At 74.4% G+C, this 12,905-nt stretch carries 9 protein-coding genes and 1 pseudogene; all 10 read right to left on the reverse strand.

Features of this window, described 5'->3' with window-relative positions; genetic code table 11:
* On the reverse strand, positions 1-1,820 hold a 1,820-nt coding region (locus tag CBZ_RS15635; RefSeq protein ID WP_130782428.1), incomplete at its 3' end, for an RDD family protein.
* 192 nt (positions 1,821-2,012) lie between these two features.
* The gene (locus CBZ_RS15640; protein ID WP_130782429.1) at positions 2,013-3,020 is read right to left on the reverse strand and encodes a polyprenyl synthetase family protein; all 1,008 of its coding nucleotides are present in this window, start codon (positions 3,018-3,020) and stop codon (positions 2,013-2,015) included.
* A 55-nt stretch (positions 3,021-3,075) separates the two neighbouring features.
* A complete protein-coding gene (gene nuoN / locus CBZ_RS15645; RefSeq protein WP_130782430.1) occupies positions 3,076-4,800 on the reverse strand; it encodes an NADH-quinone oxidoreductase subunit NuoN in 1,725 nt (574 codons plus the stop codon).
* On the reverse strand, positions 4,797-6,341 hold the full coding sequence (locus tag CBZ_RS15650) for an NADH-quinone oxidoreductase subunit M (protein ID WP_130782431.1): 1,545 nt from the start codon (positions 6,339-6,341) through the stop codon (positions 4,797-4,799). The genes nuoN and CBZ_RS15650 overlap by 4 nt, the downstream gene beginning before the upstream one ends.
* A 16-nt stretch (positions 6,342-6,357) precedes the next feature.
* Positions 6,358-8,376, reverse strand: coding sequence for an NADH-quinone oxidoreductase subunit L (gene nuoL / locus CBZ_RS15655; protein WP_130782432.1), 2,019 nt, complete (start codon positions 8,374-8,376; stop codon positions 6,358-6,360).
* A 10-nt stretch (positions 8,377-8,386) separates the two neighbouring features.
* Positions 8,387-8,686, reverse strand: coding sequence for an NADH-quinone oxidoreductase subunit NuoK (gene nuoK / locus CBZ_RS15660; protein WP_130782433.1), 300 nt, complete (start codon positions 8,684-8,686; stop codon positions 8,387-8,389).
* Positions 8,683-9,612, reverse strand: a complete 930-nt coding sequence (locus CBZ_RS15665) for an NADH-quinone oxidoreductase subunit J (RefSeq protein ID WP_130782436.1) — start codon at positions 9,610-9,612, stop codon at positions 8,683-8,685. The genes nuoK and CBZ_RS15665 overlap by 4 nt, the downstream gene beginning before the upstream one ends.
* 74 nt (positions 9,613-9,686) lie before the next feature.
* Positions 9,687-10,553, reverse strand: coding sequence for an NADH-quinone oxidoreductase subunit NuoI (nuoI, locus tag CBZ_RS15670; RefSeq protein WP_130782434.1), 867 nt, complete (start codon positions 10,551-10,553; stop codon positions 9,687-9,689).
* Positions 10,546-11,880, reverse strand: a complete 1,335-nt coding sequence (nuoH, locus tag CBZ_RS15675; protein ID WP_130782435.1) for an NADH-quinone oxidoreductase subunit NuoH — start codon at positions 11,878-11,880, stop codon at positions 10,546-10,548. The genes nuoI and nuoH overlap by 8 nt, the downstream gene beginning before the upstream one ends.
* Positions 11,877-12,905 (reverse strand): annotated as a pseudogene (locus CBZ_RS15680) (molybdopterin-dependent oxidoreductase); the annotation flags it as partial. The pseudogene CBZ_RS15680 and the gene nuoH, both read right to left, overlap by 4 nt.

The raw sequence follows: 12,905 nt of genomic DNA on the forward strand, positions 1-12,905 counted from the left end.
GGGCGCAGCCGCGTGTGCGCGAGGTCGCCGAGAGGGTCGGCCGGGCGGCCCGTCGTGCCGTCGGCGGCGGTCGCGTCGCCCGTCGGCGCAGGCTCGGCGCCTCGCGGCGGGAGCGCGACGAGCGAGACGGGCCCCGTCGGCTCCGGTGCGGTCGTCGGACCGCCGGCCGGGACCCCCGGGACCTGCGTGATGACGTCGGCAGGGGGCGGGTGCGCGATGCCGGTGCGTGCGAGCTGCGGGGAGGCCGGGGCGTCGGTGACGAGCGGCTTCACCATCGGCACCGCCGCGGTCGGCGGGTCGGCCGCGAGGGGCTCAGCCACCGGCATCGGCGCGGACGGGACCTCGGTGACGAGCGGCTTGACCGCGGGCTTGACCAGGTTCGGCGCGCTCGCCACGGGCACCACGGCGATCGGCGCGGCAGCGGCAGGCGCCGGCGCCGGCGGCGCGTCGGCCTGCGGGCCCGCGAAGGACGACACGTCGGCGACGGGAGGCGCCGCGACGGGCGCCGCCGAGACCGGGAGCCCGGCGACGGGGACCACGGCGATCGGCGTGCCGACCGCGGGCGGGGCGTCGGGGGCGTCGGCCGGCTCCTCGTCGGCCAGCCGGGGAGGGACGGGCGGCGGGGCCATCGGCACGCCCGTCACCGGGAGGGCGGCGAACGGGTCGCCGACGGCGGACCCGGGCGCGGCGTCCCAGCGGGCGCCGCTCGTCCGTCCGCCCCGGAGCGGCGTGTCGAGCGCGTCCGCCTCCGCGGACGGCGCCGAGGCCTCCGGGTCACGCTGGAGCGACGGGTCGGCGGCCTGGTCGTGCACCAGCCGCGCGTCGGCTGCCGGGTCGTGCGCGAGCAGCGCGTCGGCGGGCGTGTCGTGCGCGAGCAGCGCCTCGGCGGCCGGGCGGTTCCCCACGGGGACGTTCGCGATCGGCACCGGTGCGATCGGCACCGGGCCGACGGGTCCCCCGGACAGGCCCGCGGCGGCGACGGACCACGGTGCTCCGGCGGCCACCGGACCCGACCCGAGGTCCGCGGTCGCACCGGAGGCGCCCTGACCGGCGACAGGCCCGCGGGCGCCGTCCGGCTCGACACCCGGTCCCGTGGCCACCGCACGCCCGGCGGCAGACCCTGCGGCGACACGTCCGGCAGCAGGCGACGCGGCGTCCCGGCCGACGGCGCGCTCGACCGCCGCGTCCCACGACGCCGGCGACGCGCCCTTGCCGGACGTCCGCTCCCGCGCTGCACCGGCGCGCAGCACGAGCGTCCCGGCCGCCTTGTCGTGCCAGCCCCGCTGCGCGGGCTCGCGGTCCCAGGCGCCGGACACGACGACGACGACCTGACCGACGAAGCACGCGATGGCCCCCGCCGCGACGACGAGGTTGCGCAGCAGGATCGCGAGCAGCCCCGCGGGCAGGCCGGTACGCACGGCGACCGTGCGGATCCCGAGCAGCGCGCCGCCCGCGGTCGCGCCCGTGACGGCCTCCGCGACCCACTGCGCGACGCCCACGACGGTGACGAGGGCGAGCGGCAGCAGGCCGACGGCGAGCGCCCCGCCCGCGGACGGGTTCGCGGTGCTGCCCGCTGTGCCGGCCGAGGCGAGCGCGGGGAGCGCCGCCGCGAGGTAGACGACCGTGACGAGGGCGCCGTCGACGAGGTAGGCGGCGAACCGGCGCCCGACGGGCGCCACCGAGCCCGGGGCGACGGCCGCTGCGCCGCGCGGGGCCGGTGACGGCGCGAGGGCGGTGCCGCACGCCCGGCACGACGGCGCACCGGGGGCCGTCGCCGTCCCGCAGGTCGGGCAGGCGGGTGGGGTGGTCGTCGTGCTCACGGGGCCCTCCGTCGCGACCTCGGGCGGGTCAGCGCGCGGCCATGGTGCCAGACATCCGTACCGTCGACCCGCAGGTGACCGCGGCGGGGCTGCGAAGTCGCCCGCTCGGGCGGGCGGTCACGCCCCGTGCGGGCCGCGGCGCGTGCGCGAGGGCCGACGTCCGGCCGACGTCGACGGCACCGGCCGGGCCGCTCAGGACGCGCGGTCGACCAGGGCGTCCGCGAACGCGACGAGTGCGTCCCGCACGGGCCCGGCGGGCACGGGGGCGAGCTCCTCGACGGCGTCGCGGGCGAGCGCGACGGCCCGCTGACGCGTCTCCTCGACGACGGGGTGGGTCCGCAGCGCGGCGACGGCCGCGGCGAGCGCGTCGTCCTCGGTGAGGTCGCCGTCGAGCACGGCGACGAGCTCGCGGTCGGCGGCGGTGCCGTCGGGACCCGCGGCCCGCTCGCGGAGCAGCAGCGCGGGCATGGTCGGGACGCCCTCGCGCAGGTCCGTGCCGGGGGTCTTGCCCGTCACGGCGCCGTCGGACGTGAGGTCGATGACGTCGTCGGCGAGCTGGAACGCGACGCCGATCTTCTCCCCGAACCCCGTGACGGTGCGCACGACGTCGGGGCGGCAGCCCGCGAACATCGCGCCGAACCGCGCGGACGTGGCGACGAGCGACGCGGTCTTGTCGGCCAGCACCTGCAGGTAGTGCGCGACGGGGTCCTCGCCCGGGCGGGGGCCGACGGTCTCGTGGAGCTGGCCGAGGCACAGGCGCTCGAAGGTCGCCGCCTGGATGCGGACGGCGTCGGGGCCGAGCCCGGCGACGGTCGCGGACGCGCGCGCGAACAGCAGGTCGCCGGTGAGGATCGCGACGGAGTTGCCCCAGACCTCGTGCGCGCTGGGCGCACCGCGGCGCAGCGGCGCGGAGTCCATGACGTCGTCGTGGTACAGCGTCGCGAGGTGCGTGAGCTCGACGACCGTCGCGGCGTCGACGACTTCGCGGCGCGCACCGTCGCCGAGCTCCGCGGTGAGGAGCGTGAGCAGGGGGCGCAGCCGCTTGCCGCCGGCGTTGACGAGGTGCCGGGACGCGTCGTCGGCGAGCTGGTCGGCGTGGGACACGGCGTCGCGCAGCCGCTCCTCGACGAGGGCCATGCGCGCGGTGAGCCGCTCGTTCAGTGCGGGGTCCGCGAGCGAGATGGCGGTCGTCGAAGTCACGGCACGAACCTATCTTCCCCCCGGGGATGCCACCGACATCCCCGGGGCGGGCGCGTCACGGCAGCAGCTGGGCGACGTCGCCGATGAGGTCGAGGACGGGCGAGGGCACGACGCCGAGGAGCACGGTGGCGACGGCGCAGACGGCGATCGCGACGACGGCGAAGCCCTCGCTGCCGACGACGGTGGTCGTCGTGGCCGGGCGGGCCTCGACGAGCGTCGCCGTGGCGCCCGCGACGGGGGCGGGCACGTCGGCGGGGACGGCCGCGTCGGTCGCGACGACGGCCGGGGCCGGCTGGCCGGCGTGGCCGTCGGTGTCGGCCGTGTCGTCGGACGCGTCGCCCGTGGCGCCGCCGAAGTACATGAGCACGATGATGCGGACGTAGAAGAACGCGGCCGCGGCGGACGACAGGACGCCGACCAGGGCGAGCGGCCACGCGCCGCCCTCGACGGCGGCGGAGAAGACCGCGAACTTGCCGATAAAGCCGGCGGTGAGCGGGATGCCCGCGAACGACAGCAGGAACAGCGCGAAGGTCGCCGCGAGGACGGGGTGGCTGCGGCCGAGGCCCGCCCACTGCGACAGCCGCGTCGCCTCGCCGAGCACCGGTCCAGGCTCGTCGTCGGTGCCCGCGGCGCGCTCGCGCACGAGCCACACGATGCCGAACGCGCCGACGGTCGCCGCGCCGTACACCAGCAGGTAGAACAGCACCGCGGTGATGGCGGACTCGTCGAGCGCGATGACGCCCGTGAGGATGAACCCGGCGTGCGCGATCGAGGAGTACGCGAGGACGCGCTTGATGTCGGTCTGCACGAGCGCCGCGACGGTGCCCAGCACCATGGTCGCGATCGCGACGGCCCAGAGCACGACCGACAGGTCCCACTCGAGCTCCGGCAGGACGACGTAGACGAGGCGCAGCAGCGCACCGAACGCGGCGACCTTGGTGCAGGCGGCCATGAACCCCGTGATCGGCGTCGGCGCACCCTGGTAGACGTCGGGCGTCCAGGTGTGGAACGGCACGGCGCCGACCTTGAACAGCAGGCCCGTGAGCACGAGCACGGCGCCCACCAGGAGCAGGCTGTCCGCGCCGGAGACCTGGAGCGTCTGCTCGGCGATCTCGGAGTAGCGCAGCGAGCCGCTGTACCCGTAGATCAGCCCGATGCCGAAGAGCATGAGGGCGGACGCGAACGCGCCGAGCAGGAAGTACTTCATCGACGCCTCCTGCGACAGCAGGCGGCGCCGGCGGGCCATGCCCGTCAGCAGGTACAGCGGCAGGGACAGGACCTCGAGGGCGACGAACAGCGTCAGCAGGTCCCCGGCCGCGGGGAAGATCAGCATGCCGCCGACGGCGAACAGCAGCAGCGGGTACACCTCGGTCTGCTGCAGCCCGCGGCGGCGCGCGAGCTCCTCGTAGTCGGAGCTCGGGACGGCCGCGGCGGACGGCGCGAACGCGTCCTCCCCGGTGTCGGTGCGGTCGGCGACGACGAGGATCGACAGGAGCGCGAGCAGCGCGATCGTGCCCTGCAGCACGAGCGTCGGGCCGTCGACGACGAGCGAGCCGCCGAGGACCGCGGTGCCGCCGTCCTCCGCGACGCCCTGCCAGAGGGCGGCGACGGCGACGAGCGAGGCGGCGGTCGCGCCGAGCGCGAGCGACACCTGCACGGTCCGCCGCACCCGCGCGGGCACGAACGCCTCGACGAGCACGCCCACGACGGCGGCGAGCAGGACGATGAGCGCCGGGCTCAGGAGCGACCAGGGGACGTCCGGCGCGGTGAACTCGTTCACTTGTCGTTCCCTTCGTGGGCGCCCGCGAGGGGCACGACCGGCTCGACGCCGACCTGCTGGACGCTGACCTCCGCGGGCGGCCGCACGAGGTCGAGCGCCGGGCCGGGGACGAAGCCGAGGACGAGCATGACGGCGATGAGCGGGCCGACGACCCACCGCTCGCGCGCGACGAGGTCGGGCGTGCCCGCGAGCTCGTCGCGGACCGGTCCGGTGAAGACCCGCTGGTAGGTCCAGAGCACGTAGATCGCGGCGAGGACCACGCCGAGGCTCGCGACGACCGCCGCGGCCGGGTGGCGCGTGAACGTGCCGACGATGACGAGGAACTCGCTGACGAACGTCGACAGGCCGGGCAGCGACAGCGCCGAGAGGCCGATGACGAGGAACGTCCCGGCGAGCACCGGCACGACCTTCTGCAGGCCGCCGAAGTCGGCGATCTGCTGCGACCCGCGCCGTGCGGCGAGGAACCCGACGAGCAGGAACAGCCCGCCGGTCGAGAGGCCGTGGTTGACCATGTAGAACGACGAGCCCGCGATGGACGTCGCGGAGAACGCGAAGATGCCCAGGACGATGAACCCGAAGTGCGACACCGAGGTGTACGCGACGAGCCGCATGAGGTCCTTCTGGCCGATCGCGAGGAGCGCGCCGTAGAGGATCGACACGAGGGCCAGCACGATGACGACGGGCGCGGCCCACCGCGACGCCGCGGGGAACAGCGGCAGGCACAGCGTGAGCATCCCGAACGTGCCGACCTTGTCGAGGACGCCCACGAGCAGCGTCGACGTGCCGGCGGGCGCCTGCTGCGCGGCGTCCGGCAGCCAGGTGTGCACCGGGAACATCGGCGCCTTGATGGCGAACGCGATGAAGAACGCGACGAACAGCCACTTCTCGAGCGTCGGGTCGAGCGCGACGCCGGTGAGGTTGGCGGTGAGGAAGCCCTCGGGGCCGCCGGGGCCGTTGAGGTACAGCGCGATGACGCCGACCAGCATGATGAGCCCGCCGGCCAGCGAGAACAGCAGGAACTTCACGGCCGCGTAGCGCCGCTGCTCCCCGCCGAACATCCCGATCATGAAGTAGACGGGGATGAGCATCGCCTCGAAGACGACGTAGAACAGGAAGACGTCGCGCGCCGCGAAGACCGCGACGATGAACGCCTCGAGCAGCAGGACGAGAGCCAGGTACTGGCGCAGGCGGTCCGTCGGCGCCCCGGTCGAGCCCTGCTCGCGCCACGCCGCCAGGACGACGAGCGGGACGAGCAGGACCGACATGAGGATCAGCGCGAGGCCGACACCGTCGACGCCGAGCGCGTAGGACACCCCGAGCGCGGGGATCCAGCGGTGCGTCTCGAGGAGCTGGAACGTCGCCGCGTCGGCGGTGTCGAACGCGAGGAGCGCGCCGACGGCGAGCAGCAGCTCGGCGAGGGCGAAGCCGAGGGCCACGGCGCGCGTGCGGCCGCGCCAGCCCGCGGGCAGCGCCCACAGGGCCACCGCCCCGAGCAGGGGCAGCACGAGCAGCGCGGTCAGCCAGGGGAAGGAGGTCGACATCGGTGGGGGCTCTCCCTCAGCTCTGGGTGACCAGGACGGCGACGACGAGCACGACCAGGCCGATCACGGTCGTCGCGGCGTAGGAGCGGACGTACCCGGTCTGGATGCGCCGGGCGAGCTCGCCCAGCCCGACCGTGGTGCGGCCGACGCCGGTGACGGCGCCGTCCACGACCGTGCGGTCCGCGTACACGAGCGACCGGGTCAGGTGCTGGCCGGGCTCGACGAGCACGGCGTCGTTCACGGCGTCCTGGTAGAGGTCCACGCGGGCCGCGCGCGTCAGCGCGGTACCGAGCGGCGGGACGACCGGGACGGTCGAGACGGCGTACCGGCGCCACGCGAGCACGACGCCCGCGACGACGACCGCGAGCGTGAGCGCGATGAGCGACCAGACGGGCAGCACCGGCTCCTCGTGCTCGACGTGTCCCGTGACGGGCTCGAGCCAGGTGACGAACCGGCCGCCCGCGTTGAGGAAGAAGCCGAGGCCGACGGAGCCGACCGCGAGGATGATCATCGGCCAGGTCATGAGCCGCGGCGCCTCGTGCGGGTGCTGCGCGGAGCCGTCCGCCTTGGGCGCCCAGCGGCGCTCGCCCTCGAACGTCATGAAGAACAGCCGGGACATGTAGAACGCGGTGATCCCCGCGCCGACGAGGGCCACGGTGCCGAACACCCAGGCGTGCCACTCCTGGCCGTCGACCGGCACGAAGGCGGCCTCGATGATCTTGTCCTTGCTGTAGAAGCCCGAGAACGGCGGGATGCCGAGGATCGCGAGCCAGCCGGCCATGAACGTCAGCCAGGTGATCGTCATGTACCGCGCGAGCCCGCCGAACCGGCGCATGTCGACCTGGTCGTCCATGCCGTGCATGACCGACCCGGCGCCGAGGAACATGCCGGCCTTGAAGAAGCCGTGCGTGACCAGGTGGAAGATCGCGAACGCGTACCCGACGGGCCCGAGGCCCGCGGCGAGCACCATGTAGCCGATCTGCGACATCGTCGACGCGGCGAGCGCCTTCTTGATGTCGTCCTTCGCGCAGCCGACGATCGCCCCGAACAGGAGCGTGACCGCGCCGACGATGACGACGACGAGCTGCGCCGTGGGCGCCGCGTCGAAGACCGCGCCGCTGCGCACGATGAGGTAGACGCCCGCGGTGACCATCGTGGCCGCGTGGATGAGCGCGGACACCGGCGTCGGGCCTGCCATCGCGTCGCCGAGCCAGGACTGCAGCGGGAACTGCGCCGACTTGCCGCACGCGGCGAGCAGCAGCATGAGGCCCATCGCCGTCGCGGCGCCCTCGCTGAGCTCGCCCGCGCCGCCGAGGACGACCCCGAAGTCGACCGAGCCGAACTGGGCGACCATGATGCCCATCGCGATGAGCAGGCCCAGGTCGCCGACGCGGTTCGCGACGAACGCCTTCTTCGCGGCGACCGCGTACGGCGTCCGGTGGTTCCAGAAGCCGATGAGCAGGTACGACGCGAGACCGACGCCCTCCCAGCCGAAGAACAGCAGCAGGTAGCTGTCGCCGAGGACGAGCACGAGCATCGCCGCGACGAACAGGTTGAGGTACGCGAAGAACCGGCGGCGGTCCGCGTCGTGCTCCATGTACGCCACGGAGTAGATGTGGATGAGCGTGCCGACGAACGTCACGAGCAGCACGAACGTGAGCGACAGCGGGTCGAGCCGGATGCCGGCGTCGACGCTGAACGCCCCCGCGTCGATCCAGCGACCGAAGTCGACGACGACGGTGCGCTGGTCGGCGGGCCGGCCCAGCATCGCGACGAACGTCACGGCGGCGACGACGAACGCGCCCGCGGAGGCCAGGACGCCGAGCCAGTGGCCCCACTTGTCGGTGCGGCGGCCGAGCAGCAGCAGGACGGCCGCGGACAGCAGCGGCAGGCCCACGAGCAGCGGTGCGACGAGCAGGACGCCGGAGCGCACCGTCTCGACGACCGGCTGCACCGTCTCGGCGGGCAGCGCGGCCGGCAGCGCGACCGGCAGGGCGCCGGGCAGCGTCGCAGCCAGGGTGGTCAGGGTGTGCACGGTCCGCCCCTCAGCTCTTGAGCAGGTTCACGTCGTCGACCGAGGCCGAGCGCCGGGTACGGAAGATGGCGACGATGATCGCGAGGCCGACGACGACCTCCGCGGCCGCGACGACCATGACGAAGAACGCCAGCACCTGGCCGGTGAGCGCGCCGTGGATCCGCGAGAACGTCACGAGCAGCAGGTTCGTCGCGTTGAGCATGAGCTCGACGCCCATGAACACGATGATCGCGTTGCGCCGCAGCAGGACGGTCGTGGCACCGATCGCGAAGAGGATCGCGGCGAGCACGAGGTAGTGGGTGAGGCTCACGCCCGGTCCTCCTGTCCGGCGACCCCGCGGGGTCCGGTCGACGGTCCGTCCTGGCCGGTGTCGCTCACGGCGGCGTCGACGTCGGGCACCCCGACGCGTGCGCCGTCCGGGTCCGCGGCGGGCGGCGGCGTGGGGCCGTCGCCGGTCGAGGGCCCGGGCACGAGCCGGTCGTCGGCCGCGCGGCCCGACAGGACGCGCTCGATGCGGGCGGCGAACTCGGCGGCGTCGGCCTCCTGCCCGCGGACCCGCAGCACGCGCGGGACCGAGTCCTCGATGGGCCGCCCCTGGGGGTCCAGGGCGGGCACGTCCATCGCGTTGTGCCGGGCGTAGACGCCGGGCGCGGGCAGAGACACGGGGTGCGCGCCGGCCGCGACGCGGGCGTCCGCCCGCTCCTTCTGCCCGACGCGCGGCGTGAGCCGCGTGCGGTGCGTGTAGACGAGCGCACCGAGCGCCGCGGTCACCAGGAGCGCGCCCACGACCTCGAACGCGAGGACGTACTCGCCGAAGACGACGTGCGCGATCGCGACGGGGTTCGACGCCTCGTTGGCCTCCGCGAGCCCGCGGGCCGGGCCGTAGGTCGCGCGACCGACGACGCCGGCCAGCACGACGCCCAGGCCCAGACCGGCGAGCACGCCGATCCAGCGCTGCCCGCGGATGGTCTCGACGAGCGAGTCGGACGCGTCGACCCCGACGAGCATGAGCACGAAGAGGAACAGCATCATGACCGCGCCGGTGTAGACGACGACCTGCACGACACCGAGGAACACCGCGTCCTGCGCGACGTATAGGAACGCCAGGCTGATCATCACGAGGACGACGGCCAGGGCCGCGTGCACGGCCTTGCGGGCGAACAGCAGCGACAGCGCGGCGAGCACCATGATCGGCGCGAGCACCCAGAACAGGACGGCCTCGGCGGTCGTCGCCATGCCGTCCGTCGTCAGCGACGCGGGCAGGGGCGCGGCGAGCGGGGCCGCCGCGAGGGCGTGCCCGAGCAGCGCGCTCACCGCGAGCCCTGCTTCGTCGCGGCAGCGGCGAGCTCGGCCTGCGCGGCGGCGGTCGGGCCGGGCACGTTGGCGGCCTCCAGGCCGTCACCGCCGGGCAGCGTCGGGTCCTGCGGGCGCTGCTCGGCGACCCAGGCGCGCTGGGCGTCCGTCGAGCCGGTGACCTTGCCCTGGTAGTACTCGGTGTCGCTCGTGCCCTCGACCATCGGGTGCGGGGCGGCGAGCATCCCCTCGCGCAGCGGCGCGAGCAGGTCCTGCTTCTCCCAGATCATCCCGGCGCGGGTCGGGCCGGCGAGCTCGTACTCGTTGGTCATCGTGAGCGCGCGCGTCGGGCACGCCTCGATGCACAGGCCGCAGAAGATGCAGCGCAGGTAGTTGATCTGGTAGACGCGGCCGTACCGCTCCCCCGGGCTGAACTGCGCGTCCGGGGTGTTGTCGGCGCCCTCGACGTAGATCGCGTCCGCGGGGCACGCCCACGCGCACAGCTCGCAGCCGATGCACTTCTCCAGGCCGTCCGCGTAGCGGTTGAGCTGGTGGCGGCCGTGGTACCGCGGCTTGGCCGGGACCTTCTCCGACGGGTACTGCTCGGTGACCGTCGGCCGGAACATGTTCGACAGCGTGACGCCGAAGCCGCCGACGGGGGCGAGGACCTCGGACAGGCCCGTGCGGGGCTCGATGAGCGAGCGGTAGCCGTCGGGCTCGGGCGTCGCGACCTCCCCGGCGCGCGGGCGCGGGGCGACCGTGCGACCGGGCTGGGACGCCGCTCCGGCGGCGGGCTTGCCACCGGCGGGCTTCCCGGCGGCGGGCTTGCCGCCGGCGGGCTTGCCCGAGGCGGGCTGGCCGGTGGGCTTGCGCTGGTCAGCCACCGTGCACCTCCTGCGTGACCTGGGGGACGTCGGGGGTGGCCGCGGCCTGCGCGGCGGCACGCTGCTTGCGCGGCGACGGCGGGAGGACCTGGCCGGGCAGCGGCGGGACGGGGTAGCCGCCCGCGAACGGGTCGAACTCGCCGGGTGGCTCGGGCGGCTCGACCGCCTTCTTGCGTTCCGGGACGAGGAACGAGATCACGAGCCCCAGCAGGACGACACCGGCGAGGACGAACAGCAGCGTCCGCAGCTCGAGGCCGGAGAACTGGCGGACGCCCTGCACGACCGCGACGCACACGACCCACACGAGCGCCGCGGGGATGAGCACCTTCCAGCCGAGCTTCATGAACTGGTCGTACCGGAACCGCAGGACGGAGCCGCGGATCCAGACGAACACGAACATGAGCGCCCAGAGCTTGACGAGGAACCACAGCACGGGCCACCAGCCCTGCTGCAGGAAGCTGTCCGCCGGGATGAACGGCGCGCGCCAGCCCCCGAGGAACAGCGTCGTCGCGACCGCGGAGACGTTGAGCATGTTGATGTACTCCGCGAGGAAGAACCACGCGAACTTCATCGACGAGTACTCGGTCATGTAGCCCGACACGAGCTCGCCCTCGGCCTCGGGCAGGTCGAACGGCAGGCGGTTGGTCTCGCCGACCATCGACACGACGTAGAGCACGAACGCGGGCAGCAGCGGCAGGAACCACCAGACCTGCGTCTGGGAGTCGACGATCTGCGAGGTCGACATCGACCCCGCGAGGATGAAGACGCTGACCAGCGACAGGCCCATCGCGAGCTCGTAGGAGATGACCTGCGCGGTCGAGCGGACCGCACCGAGCAGCGGGTACGTCGAGCCGGACGACCAGCCGCCGAGGACGATGCCGTACACGCCGACCGACGCGCACGCGAGGATGTACAGCACCGCGACGGGGAAGTCGGTGAGCTGCAGCGGCGTGACGATGCCGAACATGCTCACGGACGGCCCGAACGGGATGACCGCGAACGTCAGCAGCGAGCAGAACACCGCGATCATCGGCGCGACGATGTAGACGAGCTTGTCGGCCGCCTTGACGGTGACGTCCTCCTTGAACAGGAGCTTCATCGCGTCGGCGAGCGACTGCAGCAGCCCGAACGGGCCGTGCACGTTCGGGCCTGGCCGCACCTGCATGCGGGCGACGACCTTGCGCTCGAACCAGATCGCGAACAGGACGCTCGTCAGCAGGAAGACGATGATCGCGACGGCCTTGAGCAGCCAGATCCAGAAGTTGTCGTTGCTGAAGTCGGCCGTGACCGGTGCGACGGGTCCGTCCACCGCGAACAGCAGGTTCATGCGCCGACCTCCTCGTCGTGACCGCCGGCCATCTTCCCGGATGCGGCGCCCTCGACGGTGAGGTCGCCCGGCGCGGCGGCGATCCGCACCAGGTCGCCCGCGTCGGCGTGCAGCGCGTCACGCACGGCGCTGCCGGGCGCGTTGGTCGGCAGCCAGACGACGAGGTCCGGCATGTCGGTGACGACGACCGGCAGGACGATCGTGCCGGCGTCCGTGGAGACGGCGAGCGCGCCGCCGTCCGCGAGGCCGACCGAGGCGGCCGTGCCCGCGGAGACGCGGGCGACGGGTCGCTTCGCGGTCCCGGCGAGGAACGGCTCGCCGCTCTGCAGGCGGCCGGCGTCGAGCAGCTGGTGCCACGTGGCGAGGACCGCGGTGCCCTCGGCGACCGCGGGCGGCTCCGCCGGGGCGACGTCGGGGGCGTCCACACGGGCGCCGTCCCAGCCGCCGAGCTGGTCGAGCTCGGCGTGCACGGCCGACAGCGAGCCGGTGCCCAGCTCCGCGCCGAGCGCGTCGGCGAGCCGGTCCAGGACGCGGTGGTCGGGCAGCGCGTGCGACGTGAGCGCCTGCTGGAACGGCCGCGGGCGACCCTCCCAGGTGACGAACGTGCCGGGCTTCTCGACCGGCGGTGCGACCGGCAGCACGACGTCCGCCCGGTCGGTCACCTCCGAGCGGCGCACCTCGAGCGACACGAGGAACGGGACGCGGTCGAGCGCCTCGCGCGCGATCGCGGGGTCCGGCAGGTCCGCGGGCTCGAGACCGCCGACGACGAGGCCGCCGAGCAGGCCGGCGCGCGCGGCGGCGAGGATCTCGCCCGTCGAGCGGCCCGGCTCGGTCGGCAGGTGCTCGACGCCCCACACGGCCGCGATGTCGACGCGCGCCGCGGAGTCGGCGACCGGACGGCCGCCGGGCAGCAGGCCCGGCAGGAGCCCGACCTCGACGCCCGCGCGCTCACCGACGCGACGGGGCACCCACGCGAGGCGGGCTCCCGTGCGGGCCGCGAGGCGCAGGGCCGCGGAGTACGCGCC

The organism is Cellulomonas biazotea, from assembly GCF_004306155.1.
GTDB classification, from domain to species: domain Bacteria; phylum Actinomycetota; class Actinomycetes; order Actinomycetales; family Cellulomonadaceae; genus Cellulomonas; species Cellulomonas biazotea.